At 71.3% G+C, this 18833-nt stretch carries 14 protein-coding genes; 6 read left to right on the top strand and 8 right to left on the bottom strand.

Annotated features, from left to right (window positions below):
- The first annotated feature begins 49 nt into the window (after positions 1 to 49).
- Entirely contained in the window at positions 50 to 1219 is a 1170-nt protein-coding gene (locus MTF69_RS37330) for an acyl-CoA dehydrogenase family protein (RefSeq protein WP_243340961.1), read from the top strand.
- 66 nt (positions 1220 to 1285) lie between these two features.
- On the opposite strand, the gene MTF69_RS37325 is transcribed toward MTF69_RS37330, so the two are convergent.
- Positions 1286 to 1738, bottom strand: a complete 453-nt coding sequence (locus MTF69_RS37325) for a cell division protein SepF (RefSeq protein WP_243340959.1) — start codon at positions 1736 to 1738, stop codon at positions 1286 to 1288.
- 284 nt (positions 1739 to 2022) lie between these two features.
- On the opposite strand from MTF69_RS37325, the gene MTF69_RS37320 reads away from it, so the two are divergent.
- The 4 genes from MTF69_RS37320 to MTF69_RS37305 all read left to right on the top strand — a co-directional run bounded on the left by MTF69_RS37320 (position 2023) and on the right by MTF69_RS37305 (position 5944).
- Positions 2023 to 3189, top strand: a complete 1167-nt coding sequence (locus MTF69_RS37320) for a DUF5685 family protein (protein ID WP_243340957.1) — start codon at positions 2023 to 2025, stop codon at positions 3187 to 3189.
- 386 nt (positions 3190 to 3575) lie between these two features.
- Positions 3576 to 4460 carry a S1 family peptidase gene (locus tag MTF69_RS37315; RefSeq protein WP_243340956.1) on the top strand — a complete coding sequence of 295 codons (885 nt, stop codon included), beginning with the start codon at positions 3576 to 3578 and terminating at the stop codon, positions 4458 to 4460.
- A 131-nt stretch (positions 4461 to 4591) separates the two neighbouring features.
- Positions 4592 to 4921, top strand: coding sequence for a DUF1684 domain-containing protein (locus MTF69_RS37310; RefSeq protein WP_374325194.1), 330 nt, complete (start codon positions 4592 to 4594; stop codon positions 4919 to 4921).
- A gap of 198 nt (positions 4922 to 5119) precedes the next feature.
- Complete coding sequence (locus tag MTF69_RS37305; protein WP_243341011.1) at positions 5120 to 5944, top strand: S1 family peptidase; 825 nt, start codon at positions 5120 to 5122, stop codon at positions 5942 to 5944.
- Between the two features lie 15 nt (positions 5945 to 5959).
- Here MTF69_RS37305 and MTF69_RS37300 read toward each other — a convergent pair whose 3' ends face one another.
- The gene (locus MTF69_RS37300; RefSeq protein WP_243341010.1) at positions 5960 to 7885 is read right to left on the bottom strand and encodes a transposase; all 1926 of its coding nucleotides are present in this window, start codon (positions 7883 to 7885) and stop codon (positions 5960 to 5962) included.
- 158 nt (positions 7886 to 8043) lie between these two features.
- Here MTF69_RS37300 and MTF69_RS37295 point away from each other — a divergent pair, with 158 nt between their 5' ends.
- Positions 8044 to 8523 (top strand): hypothetical protein, encoded by a 480-nt coding sequence (locus MTF69_RS37295; protein WP_243340952.1) that lies wholly within the window; start codon positions 8044 to 8046, stop codon positions 8521 to 8523.
- A gap of 37 nt (positions 8524 to 8560) precedes the next feature.
- On the opposite strand, the gene MTF69_RS37290 is transcribed toward MTF69_RS37295, so the two are convergent.
- From MTF69_RS37290 to fxsA, 6 genes are all read right to left on the bottom strand, one after another.
- Positions 8561 to 9457 carry a DUF4231 domain-containing protein gene (locus MTF69_RS37290; protein WP_243340950.1) on the bottom strand — a complete coding sequence of 299 codons (897 nt, stop codon included), beginning with the start codon at positions 9455 to 9457 and terminating at the stop codon, positions 8561 to 8563.
- A gap of 117 nt (positions 9458 to 9574) precedes the next feature.
- Positions 9575 to 13573, bottom strand: coding sequence for an FxSxx-COOH system tetratricopeptide repeat protein (fxsT, locus tag MTF69_RS37285; RefSeq protein WP_243340949.1), 3999 nt, complete (start codon positions 13571 to 13573; stop codon positions 9575 to 9577).
- Positions 13557 to 14978 (bottom strand): TIR-like protein FxsC, encoded by a 1422-nt coding sequence (locus tag MTF69_RS37280; protein WP_243341009.1) that lies wholly within the window; start codon positions 14976 to 14978, stop codon positions 13557 to 13559. Before MTF69_RS37280 ends, fxsT begins: the two co-directional genes overlap by 17 nt.
- Before the next feature lie 43 nt (positions 14979 to 15021).
- Positions 15022 to 15876 carry an aminoglycoside N(3)-acetyltransferase gene (locus tag MTF69_RS37275; protein ID WP_374325164.1) on the bottom strand — a complete coding sequence of 285 codons (855 nt, stop codon included), beginning with the start codon at positions 15874 to 15876 and terminating at the stop codon, positions 15022 to 15024.
- Positions 15873 to 18167, bottom strand: a complete 2295-nt coding sequence (fxsB, locus tag MTF69_RS37270; RefSeq protein ID WP_243340947.1) for a radical SAM/SPASM protein FxsB, inactivated metallohydrolase extension form — start codon at positions 18165 to 18167, stop codon at positions 15873 to 15875. Before fxsB ends, MTF69_RS37275 begins: the two co-directional genes overlap by 4 nt.
- A gap of 312 nt (positions 18168 to 18479) precedes the next feature.
- Positions 18480 to 18644, bottom strand: a complete 165-nt coding sequence (gene fxsA / locus MTF69_RS37265; protein WP_243340946.1) for an FxSxx-COOH cyclophane-containing RiPP peptide — start codon at positions 18642 to 18644, stop codon at positions 18480 to 18482.
- Positions 18645 to 18833: the final 189 nt, after the last annotated feature.

Here is an 18833-nt window from a genome sequence, read left to right as displayed (position 1 = left end):
ACAAACTTGCGGCGCTAGGTTTTGTGATCCCGGCCTGCCAGGAGGCGCAGTGTCCTTCGTTCCCACCGACCCGCTCGGGCTCGACGAACTCCTCACGCCCGAGGACCTCGCGATCCGGGACACCGTCCGCGGCTGGGCCGCCGACCGGGTCCTGCCGCACATCGCCGAGTGGTACGAGAACGGCGAGCTGCCCGGGATCCGGGAGATCGCCAAGGAGCTCGGCGCCCTCGGGGCGCTCGGCATGTCGCTGCAGGGATACGGCTGCGCGGGCGCGAGCGCCGTCCAGTACGGGCTCGCCTGCCTGGAACTGGAGGCCGCCGACTCCGGAATCCGCTCGCTGGTCTCCGTACAGGGCTCCCTCGCGATGTACGCGATCTGGAAGTACGGCTCCGAGGAGCAGAAGCAGCGGTGGCTGCCCGGCATGGCCGCCGGAGAGCTCATCGGCTGCTTCGGGCTGACCGAGCCGGACGTCGGGTCGGATCCCGGCGCGATGCGCACCCACGCCAAGCGGGACGGCTCCGACTGGGTGCTGAACGGCCGCAAGATGTGGATCACCAACGGCTCGGTGGCCGCCGTGGCCGTCGTCTGGGCGCAGACGGAGGAGGGGATCCGCGGGTTCGCCGTCCCCACGGACAGCGCCGGTTTCTCCGCCCCGGAGATCAAGCACAAGTGGTCCCTGCGCGCCTCGGTGACCAGTGAGCTGATCCTGGACGACGTACGGCTGCCAGCCGACGCGGTGCTTCCGGGCGTCACCGGGCTCAAGGGGCCGCTGGGCTGTCTGAGCCACGCGCGGTACGGGATCGTCTGGGGATCCATGGGCGCGGCGCGCGCCAGCTTCGAGTCGGCGCTGGACTACGCGAAGACGCGCGAGCAGTTCGGCAGGCCCATCGGCGGCTTCCAGCTCACGCAGGCCAAGCTCGCGGACATGGCGCTGGAGCTCCACAAGGGGATCCTGCTCGCCCACCACCTGGGCCGCCGGATGGACGCGGGGACCCTGCGGCCGGAGCAGATCAGCTTCGGCAAGCTCAACAACGTCCGCGAGGCCATCGAGATCTGTCGCACCGCGCGGACCATCCTGGGTGCCAACGGGATCTCTCTCGAATACCCCGTCATGCGGCACGCCACCAACCTCGAATCGGTCCTCACCTACGAGGGCACCGTCGAGATGCACCAGCTCGTGCTGGGCAAGGCGCTCACCGGGCTCGACGCCTTCCGCTAGGCCGGGTGCGGCCACAGGATGCCGGGAGGGCCGGAAGGAACCGGAGGCGGCCGGTGAGGGCCTTGCTCAGCTCTGGTTGAAGAAGTCGCGCGAGCGGCCGCCGGGTTCGCCGCTCACGATCTGGGTGTCGGCCGGGGTCAGCAGGAAGACCCTGGTCGCCACCCGCTCGATCGAGCCGCGCAGACCGAAGGTCAGACCGGCCGCGAAGTCGACCACGCGCTTCGCGTCGCCCGGGTCCATCGAGGACAGGTTCACGATGACCGGGACACCGTCGCGGAACAGCTCACCGATGCCGCGGGCGTCGCGGAAACCGTCCGGGGTGACCGTCGCGATGCGCCGGCCCTGATCGACGGCGGACTCCGACGCCACCTTGACGCGCGGGTCCGTGACCCACTGCTCGCCGGGGCCGACCACCGAACCCCCCTGCGGGGCCTCCGCGTAGTCGTCGTCGTAGTAACGCTCGTCGTCGCTGTCCTCTACGAGACCCAGCCAGGCACTCGCCTTGCGCACCGAACCCATGGACGCCTCCTTTCATCGCGGTCAGTTCTGTCTTCTCTTCCGCGTCCCTATCGTCGTCCATGATGCTGACAACGCGCCAAGTGGATAGTCGCCGCGCAGGGGTTTCGTGACGGTACTGGTGCAGAACATCCGTTGCACGGTCAAGGATCCCAGCGGGTACCGCTGCTGACTGAGTGAAAATACGACCAGTGCGGCCGTACGGGTGAGCGATGGGGACGTACGGGTGACGGACGGTCTCGCTACGATGCCCGTCGAGCACACGTATGACACACGGGGGAATCGTTTTGTTCGGCATTGTCAGACCCTGCACGCACCGCCTCGGGGAACGGTTCAAGACGGAGTGGATGGCCCATCTCTGCGGGCTGTGCCTGGCACTTCGGGGGGACCACGGCCAGTTCGCGAGGATCGTGACCAACTACGACGGGCTGCTCGTCTCCGTCCTGACGGAGGCTCAGTCCGGACCCGCCCCCGGCTCCCGGCGCACTGCCGGGCCCTGTCCACTGCGCGGGATGCGCACCGCCGCCGTGGCCAACGGCGAGGGGGCGCGGCTCGCGGCCGCTGTCTCGCTCGTCCTGGCCTCCGCGAAGGTGCGCGACCACGTGGCCGACCGGGACGGCCTGTTGGCCCGCGCGCCGATCGCCCTCGCGGCGCGCCGGGTGGCCCGGGGCTGGGACCGGGCGGGTGCCCGTACCGGGGCCTCGCTCGGTTTCGACACGGCCGTGCTCGTCGACGCCGTGGACCGGCAGGCGGGCATCGAGACCCTGGCCGGAGCCGGCACGCCGGTGCTGTCGGTGACCGAGCCGACCGAGACCGCCACGGCCGCCGCCTTCGCCCATACCGCGACCCTCGCCGGGCGGCCAGGCAACGCTCCCGCGCTCGCCGAGGCGGGACGCTACTTCGGGCGGCTCGCGCACCTGCTGGACGCCGTCGAGGATCAGGCGGCGGACGCGGCGGCGGGTGCCTGGAACCCGCTGACCGCCACCGGGACCCCCCGGACCGAGGCCCGCAGGCTGTGCGACGACGCCCTGCGGGGCATCCGGCTGGCGCTGCGGGAGGTGGAGTTCGCCGACGCGGGGCTCGCCCACCGGCTGCTCGTGCACGAGCTGCGCACCTCGGTGGACCGGGCCTTCGGGACGGCGGGCTGCGCCCACACGGCGACGGACCCGGCGCCCGGGGGCTCCTTCCAGGCCCCCGAGGGCTCCTTCGGCCCGCCCCCGGTGGACTTCGGCCCGCCGCCGCCGCCCCCGCTCAAGCCGCGTCGCGGCCTGCTGGCGGGCTGTGCGGTGGCCATCGGGATGTTCTGTACCTGCCAGCTATGCTGCACGGACCACGAGGGTCCGTGGTCCCGCAAGAAGAAGGACGCGTGGTGCGGCAACTGCGACTGCGGTCCGAACTGCAACGGTGACTGCGGCTGCGGCGACTGCTGCTGCTGTCCCTGCGACGGCTGCTGAGGACGTGCGGGCTCCGCTTCGGCTCCGGCTCGGCCGCGGCTTGGTTCCGGGTTGTTACCGGGTTGGTCCGGGCTTGGCCCGACCCTTCGCACCGACGATCCGGCAGGGCGATTTCCGGCCGTTCCGGGAATCGGTGCACAACGGGTGACGGCACGGCCTGGGCTGCGGCAAGGGAGTGCGTCGGCCGGGCCGGTCGACCATGAGCGGACAGTGGCTGGAAATTGCCCTTGCCCCGCGTGTCTGGCGGCAGAAATCCTTCGATAGCATTTACGGGGTTTGTCAGGGGCACGGCGAACGACGATCTTGTCGGCCGTGGTTCCTGGTGACTGAACAAGCTCGGGCACCGCACCTGCGCCGGGCTTCGATTCCCTTCGGGAGGACAATAAGTGACGATCAAGCGCAACTTCCGTTCCCGGCTCCTCGCCGTGGCCGCCGGTCTGACCGCCGTGGCCACCATCGCGGTTCCCGCGTCGGCGTCCGAGGCCCCGAGCGGCGGCAGCGTCAACGCCGAGCGCCTCGCCGCGGTGGAGGCCTCGCTCCTGCGGGCCGACGTCGCCGGCACCGCCTGGGGCACGGACCCGGCCACGGGGACCCTCGTGGTCACCGCGGACTCCACCGTCTCGGACGCGAACATAGAGAAGATCAAGAAGGAGGCCGGGGCGAACGCCTCGGCGGTGCGCGTCGAGCGGACCCACGGCAAGCTGTCGAAGCTGCTCGACGGTGGCGACGGCATCTGGACCTCGCAGTGGCGCTGCTCGCTCGGCTTCAACGTGCGCAAGGGCAGCACGTACTACGCCCTGACCGCGGGCCACTGCACCGAGGGCAGCACCAACTGGTACGCCAACTCGTCGCGGACCACCTGGATCGGCCCGAAGCGGGGCTCCAGCTTCCCGGTCAACGACTACGGTCTGATCCGTTACGACAACAAGAACCTCTCGCACCCCGGCGTCGTCGGCAGCCAGAACATCAGCAGCGCCGCCAGCGCCACCGTCGGCATGTCCGCCAAGCGGCGCGGCAACACCACCGGTACCCACAGCGGCAAGGTGACCGGCCTGAACTACACCGTGAACTACGGTGGCGGTGAGGTCGTCTACGGTCTGATCCGGACCAACATCTGCGCCGAGCCCGGCGACAGCGGCGGCCCGCTCTACTCGGGCACCCGCGCCCTCGGTCTCACCTCCGGTGGCAACGGCAACTGCACCACGGGCGGGACCACCTACTTCCAGCCCGTCAAGGAAGCCCTCAGCCGCTATGGCGTGAGCGTCTACTAAACCCACACGCACACCGCTTCACCCTTGGACCTCCCCCCGCTCGCCGGGGGGAGGTCCTGTGCGTCCGGGTGTGCGTGCGTTCGTGGTGCTTCGTGAGCCTTCTGGTTTCGGGCCGGGCCGGTGTGGAAGGGTTGAGCGGCATGAGCGCAGAAGATCCGGCCACGGCCTGGAAGCAATGGCACGAGCATCGGGTGGCCACCGTGTCCGCCCCCTACGGGCCGCTCGCGCTGACCGGTACCCTCTGGCTCGCCGACTACCCGGAAGGTCGAATTCCGGCCGTTCCGGGGCGCTGGCCGGCCGCCGACGGCTCCGTCACCGTGGACCTCAACGGGGTCCAGCTCCCGCCGTGCGCCTTCGCGGACCACTTCGTCTGCCCCTTCCCGCCGCCCGGCAACACCCTGCCCTTCGAGATCGCGGCGGGCGAGAGGCGGCTGAAAGGCGCCCTTGCTAGCGGTATCTGACACCAGGAGACTCCCGTCAGCGTCTCTCGGGGCTTGTCAGGGGCACGTCGAGCGGCATCCCGTCCGCCGCGCCCCCGGCCGCCCTCCACGGGCTCCGGCACCACCCCACCCCGCCGGGCCTCCGACCCCCACTCGGGAGGACGACAAGTGACGATCAAGAGCATCATCCGTTCCCGGCTCTTCGCCGTGGCCACCGGCATGGCCGCCGTGGCCGCCCTCGCGGCCCCCACGGCCGCGCACGCCGACGGCGGGTTCAGCGCCGACCGGCTCGCCTCCGCCGGCGCCTCGGTCCTGCGCGCCGACGTCGCCGGCACCGCCTGGCACACCGACCCCGCCACCGGCACCCTCGTGGTCACCGCCGACTCCACCGTCTCGGCGGCCGCCATCGCCAGGATCCGTAAGGAGGCCGGGGCGAACGCGGCCGCCCTGCGCATCGAGCGCACCCCCGGCAAGCTGGCGAAGCTGCTCAGCGGCGGAGACGCGAAGTACGCCACCAGCTGGCGCTGTTCGGTCGGCTTCAACGTGCGCAGCGGAAGCACCTACTACGTCCTCACCGCCGGCCACTGCACCGACGGCGCGGGCACCTGGTGGACCAACTCCGCCCGCACCACCGCCATCGGCCCGACGGTGGGCTCCAGCTTCCCGAACAACGACTACGGACTCATCCGCTACGACAACGCCTCCCTCGCCCACCCCGGCACCGTCGGCAGCCAGGACATCACCAGCGCCGTCAACGCCACCACCGGCATGTCGGTCACCCGCCGCGGCTCCACCACCGGCACCCACAGCGGCTCGGTGACCGGGCTCAACGCCACCGTGAACTACGGCGGCGGCGACGTCGTCTACGGCATGATCCGGACCAACGTCTGCGCCGAGCCCGGCGACAGCGGCGGCCCGCTCTACTCGGGCACCCGCGCGGTCGGCCTCACCTCCGGCGGCAGCGGCAACTGCTCCTCGGGCGGCACCACGTTCTTCCAGCCCGTCGTCGAGGCGCTCAACGCGTACGGCGTGAGCGTGTACTAAGACTTGACCCGCAGTTCACCAGTGGGTGAGCTGCGGGTTGCGGCCGGGGCGGTGTCCGGGCTTTCCGGCGTGGTCACGCACAGGGCGTGGCTCATCCGGGGTCGCTCGGGACCGCTGTCCGGCGGTTCGGGGAGCAGAGGTCCCACGGCGTTGCCGTGGGACTGCCGCATGACCAGCACCGTGAACGGTGGTCTGGTTCGGTGCGGTTGACTCCCGCAGGGCTTCTTCCAGCCCTTCTGCGAAGGTGATCTGTGCGTTCCGGGACGCGGTGGTGTCCAGGTACGCGGTCTTGGGGTCGTCCACGTTGGTGAAGCGGACGAACGCGGCCAGCGCGGCGGACACGAGGTCTCGCTTTCCGGCGAGTCCGCAGGCGGTGCACTTGTGCTCTCGGTCCCGCAGGGTCTTGGACACACGCTTGCCGCACAGGCAGTGCTGCGACAGAGCGGTGGACCAGGTGGAGGCCCTCACGAGTCGGCCGCCCGCAGCCTGGCACTCACGGTCAAGGGCGGCGATGAGCAGGCCGGGGGTGGTCTGGGAGAGGCGCTTGCCCCACAGCCGGTGCCAGGTGCGGATGTCGCAGTCTTCGACCACGAGCACGGGGCCGTGCGCGGCGATGATCTGCCTGGCGATCTGGCGGGCGCGGTGGCGGCGGTGCTCCGCCATCGAGGCGGCGTGTTCGGCCTGGCGGGCGCGCTGCTCCCGGTAGTTCACCGACAGCCGGTCTCGGCGGAACGCCTGCTTGGGCACCCCATCGACACGAGCGACACGAGCACCGCCGGGCATACTGGCGACCTTGGGTTCCAGGCCCTTGGCGGCCCGGCGCTCTGCGCGGCGGACCTGGTTCTTCGACAGGCCGTACTGCGCGGTGTTCGTTGCCCGGCGGGAGCGCTCCAAAGCCCGCGCACGACCGCGCCGCTTCTTCGCTTCCCGCTCCAGCAGCGCTCGTTCCCCAGGGGTGAGCGTGATCTCGGTGGAGGCCGGGGCGCCGTCGGCGGGGTCAAGACTGGCCGGGAAGGAGGCGACGGAGACGTTGGAAACGTTGCCGTCCACACCGCCGATCCGGCCCAGCGCGGCGGCCTGCTCGCGCATGGCCCGTACGGCTGGTGCGGTGTAGCCGGGGCCGAGGATCATCAGGTGAGCTTCGTACACCCAGCCACCCGGCGTAGCGGCTTTGCGGCGGCGTACGAGATCGACCTTGTGCCAGCTGTCGGGGTTGGCGAGGAAGCGTTCGACACGTGCCCACTGGCCGGGCTGCTGCGGGACGCGCACCGGGAGTACGAGGTCATTTGGGCCGGAGTCGGGGCCGCCTGCGAACACCACAGAGAGCGGGCCTCTGTGGTCCCACCATGTCGTCTTCCGCGTGCCCGGCTTCCCCGACGTGGTGGTCTTGCCCGTGGGCACGGTGCCGGACGGTTCCGCCGGCACTGGCATCCGGCGCGGCTGCATCAGGGTGTGCCGTCCGCCGCGGGTGTAGGCGATGGTGTGGCCGTGGAGGCTGCCGACGAGACGGAAGGTCTCCCACTTGCGTCCGGCGGTGTGGGAGCGTGCGCGGCCGGGGATACGGGTGAAGTCGTGCCAGCGGCCCGTCTTGGGGCGGCCGAAGCGGTGGCCGGTGGTGTCGGGGAACAGGTGGCGCTGGACGCCGTTCCACACCTCATCGGCCATGTGCATGGCCAGGGCCTTCGAGGCGTGATGCTTCAAGTGCCCGGAGGCTTCGAGATGCTTGTAGGTGCACCTTTCCAGGGCCTCACGGGACAGGCCGAGGCGCTGCCGTACGGCCTTCGCCCCGTGCTCGTCCCGCTCGCGCCTCGCGGTCCAGTAGGCATCGACCTTGGCGCGGGCGTCGCGTTGGGCGGCGCGCTTGATCGACCACATTGCCCCGAACAGGTTCTCCAGCCGGGTAAGGACGCCGGGGTCGGTGACGGCCAGCGGCAGCACCATCACCGACACCTGCCCATGGTCGGGCTGGCCAACGTCATTAGCCTGCGGCCCTGCCCACTGGGCCGGACCCGTGCCCCCCCGCCGCACCCCTGGACGTCCTCCCGCCTTCTGGGAGGATGTCCAGGGCGTTCGTGTCCACGGGGGGAGCGGGTTTCCGCATGAAGCGAATCGGCGTGACCGGGCACCGGTCGATTCCGGACGAGCTGCTCGGCCATGTGGAGGAGGGACTGCGGGCCGTACTGGGGGGCCACGAGGGGCCGTTGGAGGCCTTCTCCAGCCTCGCCGAGGGAGCGGACCAGCTCTTCGCCGCCATCGCGCTGGAATACGGCGCGGACCTCACCGTGGTCATCCCCAGCGGGGACTACGAGGAGGGCTTCGAGGACACCGGATCGCTGGACCGGTACCTGGGGCTCAAGCGCCGGGCCGCCCAGGAGGTCCGGATGGACTTCGCGCGCTCCACCGACGAGGCCTACTACGCGGCCGGCACCTACATCGCCGATTCCTGCGACCGGCTCGTCGCCGTCTGGGACGGCCTGCCCGCCCGCGGGCACGGCGGCACCGCCGAGATCGTCGCCTACGCCCGCGCGCTCGGGAAGCCCGTCACCGTGATCTGGCGGGAGGGCGTGGCCCGGGACTGAGGCCACGCCCGCCCGGCTCGTCAACTGCTGTGCCGTCTCAACTGCTGTGCCGGGCCAGCCAGTCCGTGTGCTGCGGGGACACGTACCGCTCGGTCTCGTACACCGCGGTCGGCCACTGCGTCTCGGTGATCGTCGTCTGCATCACGACCATCATCGCGGAGAGGTCCTGCTCGATCAGGGTGTGCGCCTCTATCAGCGGGTGGTGGCGCCGCACCTCGTTCCAGGCGATGCCGGCCGTCGCCGCCGCGCTCAGCAGCCCGGTCAGCGCCGGCCCCGGACCCGAACCGAACGCCCCGAAGAGGGCGAACAGCAGCGCCAGCAGGGTCAGCAGCACGATCGACCACGACCACAGGGCCGTCGCCCGCCGGGACACCTCCGTCTTGCGCTGGTACCAGTTGCGCTGCTCGATCAGCCGGTCACGGACGTACGTCTCCCTGCGGACCTGGTAGTCCAGCCCCCGCAGCCGGAACATCGCACCGGTGATCTCCCCGCCCTCCGGCACCGGCCCGGCGGTCCGCGGATCCTCCCAGCCCATCTTCCGCAGCTCGTTCAGCCCCGCCTCCAGCCGGGTCCGGTACGCCTCCTCGACGCCCGGGACATCGCTGCCGAACGGGGCGCCGTGGACGGCGTACCGCCAGGCCAGCGACTTGATGAACTCCGCGGCGCTGCGGTTCAGCTGCCACTGCGGGCGGGCCCGGCGCCGGGTGGCCCGTACGCCCACGCCCAGCACCCCGGCGTAGGCGAGCACGCTGAGGAGCCCGGACAGGTACGCGGAGCCGAGCTTCGGCCCCTCGGGCAGGGCGGCGATCGCGGCGGCCACGACGAGCAGCATCAGCTGGGCGCGGGTGGCCTGGGTGGACTCCCGCTGCCGGGAGATCGCCGCCTGGTCGGTGTGGTGGAAGAGGGCCGGCAGGTCCTCATTTCGAAAGGTCATGCTGTCACTCACAGCGAACCCCCCAGTCTGCTGGTTCTGCGTTCTGTGTCTATCGGGAGGGGAGGGGAGGGGAGGGGAGGTGCGGGGGCGGCTCCCGGCGGGAGCCGCCCCCGCTGGTCACACCGCCAGCGGCTCCAGGTCCCGGTGGACCCGGCGCTCGTCGCGGGCGTACCGCGTCAGCCCGTGGTCCTCGCCGAGGAGCCGGGTCAGTTCGGAAACCGACTCCGCCCGTACCCGGTTCGCCTCCTCCTTGCGGCCCATCATGTCCAGGCTGACCGCCATGTTGGAGGAGCTCGCCAGGGTCTCCGGGTGGTGTACGCCCAGCGCCTCGCGCAGCCGCATCACCGCGAGCCGCTCCAGCTCCAGGGCTCCCTCCGGATCGCCCAGGTCGGCCCGGGCGTTGGCCAGGTTGAGGTTGGCGAAGATGGTGTGCGGGTGGTTGTCGCCCAGCACCTCGCGCATGTGGTGGATGGTCTGGCGCAGCATCGGCTCGGCGGTCTCCGCCGCCCCCGTGCCCCAGTGGAACACCGCGAGGTTGTTGACCGCGGCCAGGGTGTACGGGTGCCGCTCACCCGGCACCTTGACGTACTCGTCCACCACCTCCTGGGCCAGGTCCCGCGCCCCTCCCGGGTCCCCGGTCGCGAACAGGTCCGCGGCCAGGTTGAGTTCGCAGGCGAGGAGGTCGGGGTTGACCGAGGTGTACTTGGCCCGGTACCGGTTGCGGGTCGCCGTGGTCAGCCGCAGTGCGTCCTCCACGTCGCCCGCCCTGCGCAGCGAGACGGCCAGGTTCTTGGCGGCCGACAGGGTGCCGGGGAAGGCCCGGCCCAGGGTCCGCTTGTAGATCTCGTACGTCCGGCTCAGCAGCTGGACCGAGTCGTCGTACCGGCCGACCTCGCGCAGGTCGCGCGCCAGGTTCTGTGCCGAGGACAGGGTGTACGGGTGGTCCGTGCCCAGTACCTCGGTGCGCCGGTCGAAGACCTCCTGGTCGATCTCCCTGGCCCGCGCGTACTGCCCGATCATGCGCAGGTTCAGCGCCAGGTTGTTCGCGGCCGCCAGGGTGCGCGGGTGGGCCTCGTGGAAGATCTGCCCGAAGCCCTCGTGCGCGGCGTTGGCCAGCTCCATCGCCTCGCCGTAGCGGCCGAGCGCGCCCAGGTCCATCGCCAGACCGCTGGTGGTCATGTACGTGTGCGGGTGCGAGACGCCCAGCGCCGCCTGCTGGCGCTCCAGCGTGCCCTCGTCCAGCTCCATCGCCTCCACGAACCGGCCCTGCGAGCGCAGGATGTTGGAGAGGTGGAAGCGCAGGTACAGGTACTGGAGGTCGTCGCCGCCCAGGGTCTCGCGCCAGGTCTCGCGCAGCTCCTCGCCCAGCGCGTACGCGGCCTTGAAGTCGCCGCGCTTCCAGAGGTAGCGGACGCGGTCGATCAGCAGCCGACGGGTCTCCGGCTCCTTGCAGAACCGGGCCTCCGACGGGGTCAGGTGCGGCCAGATGGTGTTGAACCGCGGCCAGGTCTCCGGGTTGTCTATCGGCTCGTCGTCGTCCGGCCGGGCACCCGCCAGGATCCGGTGCACCGCGTGCCGGGCCTCGCGCTGCTCCTCCTCGGAGAGCTGCGCCCGGATCACGGCCTGCACCAGGCGGTGGACCTGGATGCTGTTGCTGACCTGGTCCACCTTGGCGAGCGCGAACCGGCCGATCTCCCGGATCACGCGGCCCAGGACGAGCTTCTCCTGGAGGGAGGAGTCGTACGGCTTGAGGGCGTCGATCATCTCCTTGCTGTACAGCAGGTTCGCCGAGATCGGCTCGGGCGCGAAGAAGGCGCACAGCTGGAGCAGCCGCACGGCCGCGGGGGAGCGGGACTGGAGCCGTTCTATGGAGACGTTCCAGGTGGCGGCCACCGGCTCCGGGTAGCCGGGCGGCTGGTTCAGCGCCAGCACGCGGGCGGCCTGCTGGGCCAGTTGCTCGATGTACGCGGACACCGGGGTCGCGGTCTCCGCGATCCAGGCGCCCGCCTGCTCGACGGCCAGCGGCAGGTCGCCGACCGCGACGGCCACCTGCTCGGCGTCCTCCTTGCTGAGCCCGGGGGCCCGGCGCTGGAGGTGTTCGATGGACTCCTCGCGCAGGAACACGTCCACCGGGAGGGCGTCGCCGTACTGGGACCAGGACTGGTTGCGGGAGGTGACCAGTACGTGCCCCGGGCCGCCCGGCGGGAAGTACCGCTTGAGCGTCTCGGGATCGTCGGCGTTGTCGAAGACCAGCAGCCAGCGCGAGGAGGGAACCCCGCGCCGCAGCAGGTCGATCGCCTCCTGGGAGGCGGCCGACATGTCCTCGCCGGTCTGTGCGCCCAGGCGTACGGCCAGTTCCGCGAGGGCCGCGACCACGTCGTCGGTCTGCTCGGCGGAGATCCACCAGACCAGGTCGTAGTCGGCCATGAAGCGGTGCACGTACTCCAGCGCCACCTGGGTCTTGCCGACGCCGCCGAGCCCGAACAGGGTCTGCGGCTGCGGCAGCACGACGGATATGCCGCCGCCGAGCTGGTCGCGCATCCGCTCCAGCACGATGGAGCGGCCGGTGAATCCGGGGTTGCGGGGCGGTGCGTTCCAGATCTTCGGGACCGTCCCCGGGAAGCGGGGGCCGGGCGCGGAGGCGCTGGCGACGGTGTCGGGCAGGGCCATCGGCCGTTCCACCGCGCGCAGCAGCGCGGTCGTGGCGTGCACCTCGTCGAGGCGGAACAGGTCCACCGGATTGCGGTCGATGTACGGGGTGGACAGGCGGACGTCGCCCACCCGCAGCGGCACCAGCTGGCGCCGGCCCCCGGTCGGGTCCTCGGCGGCGGCCCGCTCCCACACGTCCACCGCGCGGGCGGACTTGAGGTAGGCGCTGGAGAGCAGCACCACGGTCCGCGCGGCGGTGTCGACGCTGATCCCGGTTCCGCCCAGGGTGTCGCCGGCGGTGGCCGGGGCCCGTTCGGCGGAGACGTCCCGGGGGACGACCCGGAAGCCGGCCCGGGTCAGCACCGATTCGATCCAGTCGGCCCACATGCGGTTCTCGGCGACGTAGGAGAGGAAGAGGTCCGCGGGCAGGGCGGGACGGCGCCGGGTGAAGGCGTCCCGGATGCGCAGGCGCACCTCCTCGCCGATGGCCGGCATCGAGGTGACGTCGCCCTCGGTGACGACGGTGGTGAGCCGTTCGAAGGCGGAGAGCAGGGAGTTGGTGAGCCCGGCCTCGTCCCCGAAGGTGGCCAGGGTCTCCTCGTAGGCGTAGTAGGGGCGGTACGGGATCTCCACCGCGCCCCAGTAGGAGGTGAGGTCGTCCCCGATCAGCCCGTTGGGGAAGCGGTCGAACTTGATCCGGGCCAGGGCGCGTCCGGCGTCCGCCTTCTCCTTCTCGCCCTCGTCGATGCGCATCGGGACCGGGTAGATCTTGATGCCGCGGTCGTTGAAGCGCTCGTCGATCTGCCGGGCCACGGAGGCCGCGCCGTCGATGGACTGGTCGGACAGGGTGAAGCAGTCGACCAGGACGTCGGGCAGGTGGACCGTGCAGATGTCGGCTATGTCGGAGAGGCCGGTGCGGCTGTCGATCAGGACGTAGTCGTAGTTCCGCTTCATGTCCGCCCGTAAGGCGTCGAAGAAGAGCCCGCCGCCGAGGCGGTCGTAGAAGTTGTCCCAGTCGAAGGTGGAGACGGTCGCCGAGTACTCGCGGTTCTGCCGGCCCGCCGAGACGAAGTCGAGGGTCCCGCCGTCGGGGAACTCCCAGCCGAGGGTCTCGGGGGTCAGCGAGACGGCGTGCGGCTGGATCCGCGCGTAGTCCTTGTGCCAGTCGTCGGCGCGCTGCACCGGGCTGGTGGCCGCCCACGCGTACTCGCTGATCAGGTCGATGACACCGGTGGTGGCGCCGAGGGTGGAGGGGTCCAGGAACGGGTGGAAGAAGCGGTGCAGGCCGGGAGCCTCCAGGTCCCAGTCCACGGCGAGGACCCGCTTGCCGTTGGCCGCGAGGATCCAGGCGGTGTTGGCCAGCGCCATCGTGCGGCCGGTGCCTCCCTTGTACGAGTAGAAGGTGACGATGCGCCCCTCGCGGTGCTCGTCACTGCCGCTGTGCTGGCTGTCACGACTCGATGTCATCCGCGTCCCCCCGGTCGTTGTCGGTGTCGTTTTCGCGCCTGCCGGGCCCGGCAGGCCGGTCGCCCGTATCGCCCACGGTGGGCGGGAAGGGGGCGGGCGGTGGTCCCGGCGGTCCGTTCATCCCCATGGGACCGAGCAGCCGGGGCCGTTCGGTGCCGGCCACGGGGCTGCCGGCCGGTGGGTAGACCTGGGCGTGTCTGAGGAACTGCTGGGCGGCGGCCTCCACCACCTGCGGCAGGATCTGCCCGAGCGTCTCCATGTTGGCCACGCCGTTGGCGGCGGCCCGGCAGGCGGCCCGGCCCTGGCTCATCTTGACGGGCATGGTGTCCTCGAGCCGGTGGGCCAACTCGCTCTCCTTCGCGCGGCTCTGGTGGTCGTACCGGTTCCACGGCACGACCACGTTGATCCACGGCCGGGACTCCTGGTCGAAGGCGGCCAGGCGCTGGCGGCGCTGCTCGTCCTGGACCGCCCACCGGTCCACGATGAGGATCTCGGGCCGGGTCGGCGGCTGTTTGGAGTCGAAGTGCCCGGCCTCGTCGTCGAACGACCCCACCGTCGTCTGGTAGTTGAGGTTGCGGACCAGGTCCTCGGCCACGTAGGCGATGGGCCGCTGGGAGACCGGGTGGTACGGGTTCCAGTCCAGCGCGCTGTCCCCGTAGTACTCGGGGCTGCGGCCCTCGGGCAGATCGTGCCGGGAGGCGGCGGCCACGGTGACGTGCAGCGTGCGGGCGGTGCTGCTGTGGCCGCCGCCCGGGGAGCCGAAGGCGCTGGGCACCAGCCGGTAGTCGAGGGGCCGGATCGGATCGAGCCGGACGGTCTCGGCGACCCGGACGATCCTTTTGGCGAGTTCGTACACGGCGCTCTCGTACTGCTCGGCGTAGCCCCGCAGTTTGATCAGTCCGTAGAGTCCGTCGGTGACGTACCGCTCGCCGAAGGTGTTGTGGTTGAACTGCAACCGCTCGGCCGGAAGCGGCAGTTGGGAGGGCGGTACCGGTACCCATAACGCGGGCACGATGGCCTCGGCCGGCTGGTTGCTGAGCGCCACGTGGTGGATGGTGCGCTGCGCGAAGGCGAACCACTCCCTCCCGCACATTTCGCTGGCGAAGTAGCGCGGCGAGAACAGGGGGACGAAGACCCGGCAGGTGGCGAGCGCCGCCCCGAGCCGTTCCGACCAGCCCTCACCGCTGCGTATCTCCCGGTCCATGAAGCCGGCCTCGGCTCCCGCGGGCAGATTCGTCAGCGCCATGACATGGCTGCAGAGATCGCGGAAAAGCCGCTCCACCCACATGTCCGGGTCCGGTCCTCCCGCCCCGAACCTCGGTGTATGCGCATAACTGAGAAAAAAGTACGGCTGCACTGATGCGGGCACACGACCCCCGTCCCGAAGATGCGAGCGAAGAAACATCATTCCGGAGCTGCTCCGCCACATCCCCTCATCGTTCAGTCAATCAGCGTCTGTTTTCGGTCATCCATTCAAGCGCGTGATCGACGGCATGCGGAAGGGCGAAGAGCATGGCCGATGCCCCGCCGATCCACCCCCGGCGTATCCGGTCTTCCGGGAACGCCCTGCCGATCTCGGCGAAATCGCTGTCATCCAGCGCGATGTCCTCGTACGCGGTCCACCCTTCCCCCTCGGGCCCTGCGGGCTGCCGCCCCGGAAGGCCCGGATGCTTCACCTTCACCACACACTCGTACATGCGCAAGGGGGGCTTCGGAATTCGATACTCCGCGAGATGAAAAGCGGTACAGACGGAAAATCCCACATTGATCATGAGTACCTTCCATCCCTTGCCGCACATCTTTCCCAGGGGTGATTCCTCGCCCAAATGGCTGGTCAGCGGATGTTCCGCACACAGTTCCCGGGCCCCTTCGCCGACCGCTGCGAAAGAGGTCTGCGGATGCCCGCTGCGCGCCGCTCCCGGGGCGGTGCGCACCGCCTCGGCGAGGACCCCCATGCCGTGGCTCGGGGTGCACGCCGGGTCGAAGGCGGGCATCCGTGCGCGGAAGTCCCGTACGCCCTCCTCGGAGAGGCCCGCGATCCGGGCCAGGTGCGCCGTGGACGTCTTGGAGTTCTGCGGGGTGAAGGCGGGCGCCGCGAGGGTGCCGCGCGGCCCGACGGCGGCGAGCAGGGCGTCGCGCAGCTCCTCGGCGCGCAGGCCGGTGCCGCCGAGCGAGGCGTGCACCAGCAGGCGCATGCCCGGGCGGACGCCGAGCGCGTGGAGGGGGCCGGCGGGACCGGCCGGGCCGCCGTCGGCGGGGCGGGGGAGCCGGCCGGCTTCCCCGGGGCCCGGCGGGCCGGTCATGCGTCGACCGCCTTCAGTTCCCAGCGGAGCTGCTCCACGAGCCGCTTTCCGGTGCTCGTCAGCTCCGCCGCCCCCGACAGCCGGTCCAGCGCCCGGTTGATGCGGTCCAGCCCGCCCGGCTCCGCGGCGGCGGTCGCCCGCCGGTAGGCCTCCACCGCCACCCGCTCGTGGACGTCGGCCAGCAGCCGGGACACCGGGACCGGGCGCTCCCGCCAGGGCGAGGGGTGCTGCCACTCCCCGTCCAGCGCGTACAGGTCGGCCACCTCGGTCAGCGCCTGGAGCCCGGCCCGCCGCCGCCCGGTCAGCAGCGCGAGCGCGGTCTGCGCCACCCCGGCCGCGTACGGCACTCCGAGCGCGCCCGGACCGTGCCGCCCGGCCTCGCCCCAGCCGCCGGCCCGGGGACCGCCGGCCAGCGGGGTCAGCGTGGTCAGCCCGGTGGCGGCCGCCCGCGCGAACTCGGGCACCGAGGCGTGCAGCAGCGCCCACGCCGCGTCGAGGCGCTCCCGCCACTCCTCGGCCTCCGCGGCGCCGAGCCGCAGCCGGGGCGGGCGGGCGAAGCAGTTGCGGTGCGGATCCAGGTCCTCCAGCGCCACCGGGGCCGCGTCCGGCCCCGGCGACCAGGTGCGTACGGGCTGCCAGCGCGCGTCACCCGCCGCGGGCCCGAAGCGGTGCTCCGGGCGGCCCTCCTCGCGGACGGCGTACCCCCCGTCGGCGGCGTGCAGCGTGGCCCGGCCGTCCGTGCCGGGCTCGCCCAGCCGCAGCAGGCCGAGCGTCGGCAGGTACACCTCGCCGTCCCGGTAGACGACCTCGGCGGGCAGGTCGAGGCCGCCGCGCAGGACGGCGGCCGCGGCCAGCGCGGTCAGCCGGCGGGCCGCCTGCGGGGCACCGGGGCGCTCCTGCGGCGTGGGGTCGAGGCAGGCCATGACCCAGGTCCGGGTGAAGGGGTGGGCCAGTACGGCGTCCAGCGCGTCCGCGCCGGCCCGCCCGGCCCGCTCCACGGCGCCCAGCACCCGCCAGGCACGGTCCCAGTCGGAATCACCCGTGCGGCGGTCGTTCAAGAGGGCGAGCAGGTCCCGGGTGAGCTGCTCCTGGGAGCCGGCCAGCTCGGCCGGGTCGGAGAGTTCCGGGGCGCTCGCGCGGGCACTCGTACGGCCCTGGACGCCGTCGACGAGCTCGCGCAGGTCGGTGCAGTAGACGGAGGGGTTGTCGAAATCCCCGGTGTCCGCGGCGGCCCCGGTGTCCGGGGCGTCGGCCGGACCGGCCTTGTAGCGGTGCGTGTAGAGCCCGCCTCCGCACGAGCGTACGACGGGGCACCGGCGGCACGCATCGCTGACGCCGGCCAGGCCCAGTTGCCGGGCGCGGACCCCGGGATGGGCCGCGACCAGGTCGAAGGCGTGGTCGAAGACGTTGAACCCGGTGGCGGCGGCTCCCTCGAAGGCGCTCTTCAGGGAGTCGACCTGTTCCAGATTTCCATCGGTTTCCACGACCACGAGATCGGTGGGCGCGAGGCCGAGCGACTCGGTGAGGCTGGGGCCGCCGGCCAGGGTGGAGAACAGCGAGTCGAAGAGCCGTACGGGGACCGGGCGCCCGCGGTGCTCCCAGTGGTCGAAGACCCGCAGCAGCCAGCGCGCGTAGGTGTCGGGGGCCTCGTCGGGGCGGACCGGCGGCGTCTGCCAGGTGGCGTGCGGGAGGAGGAAGTCCACGCGGGGCGGGGCCAGTTCGACCAGGGCGTCGAGGACGGCCACGGGATCGTTGGCCACGTCGATGGTGCAGAGCAGGCCCTGGTAGAGGTGGCGGTAGGGCTCGGTGCGCAGGAGGTCCACGGCGGCCAGGACCAGGGGGTGGCTGGTGCGTCCGTCGGCGAAGCGCCGGTGGCGGTCGTTGGCCGCGCGGTCCCCGTCGAGGGAGACGCTGACGCTGACGCCGAACTCCGCGAAGAGGTCCAGATAGCGGGGGCTGAGCTGCAAGCCGTTGGTGTGCATGCGCAGGTCGAGGGCGGCGATTCCATCGAGGGCGCGGGTGAATTCCTCGCACACGAGCCGGAGTCGGGCGGGGCCCGCGAGAAGCGGTTCCCCTCCGTGAAGGATGACCGTGACGGAGGGGAGTGCGTGTGCTCTTGCGTGTTCGGCGAGCCGCGACGCGGTCTGGGAGATCACCTCGGGGGAGATCACCTTCGGCCGCGCGCGCCAGCTCTGATCTGCGTGTTCGTACACATAGCAATGATCACAAGCAAGATCGCATCTGCTGTGAACTTTCAGGACGATCTCGCGAAAAGCGATCAGACCGGTCATTCCACCAGTCTAAGACTTGATCCGTTATTCCTGTGGGGGATGACGGATTGCAGCCGGGGCGGTTCCTGGGCTGTCCGGCGTGGTCGCCCGGGGGCGGCTCATCCGGGGTCGCTCAGGGCGCTGGTCCGGCATTCGGGGAGCAGAGGCACAGTTCAGCTGTTGTGCTGCCGCGTGATCCGTACCGGCAAGCCGGGGACGGACACGGTGCGGTTGACTCCCACAGGGCGTCTTCTCGCCCTATCCCTTGCGGGACTTGCCGATCGTACCGGAATTGCGGGACGCCTCTCAGCGCTTGGAGCGCGGACTTCGGGGTCAGAGTGCGGAGTTGAAGATCGGCGTCTGAACCTTCCGGCCGGATTCCGTCGGGAGGACGCGACCCAGGGTCGCGGCCGCGCGCGCGCCGCGGACGTCGATACGGTCGAGCGGGACGCGGGCGGCCGTGACGCTGCTGGCCGGGTGGGTTGCGGAGGTGTTCATGACGCCGTCCTCGGGGAGGTCATGGGGAATGGGAGGGGTTGACATTGGCGAGGAGCCAGTGTCTGGCGCGGACTTTACCTCCCCGGCCACTGATCGGCGTGCCGAACTGCCCAGGTCGTCGCTACAGAGTGATGTCCTGTGCAGGGCCGATCGGGCGGCTCTGGTAAACATGATCGAATTCCCTCGGAC

Origin of the sequence: Streptomyces sp. AP-93, from assembly GCF_022808175.1 — a bacterium.
Taxonomy (GTDB): Bacteria; Actinomycetota; Actinomycetes; order Streptomycetales; family Streptomycetaceae; genus Streptomyces.
Note: the sequence above shows the minus strand (reverse complement) of the source record. Positions and strands in the feature narration are given on the sequence as shown.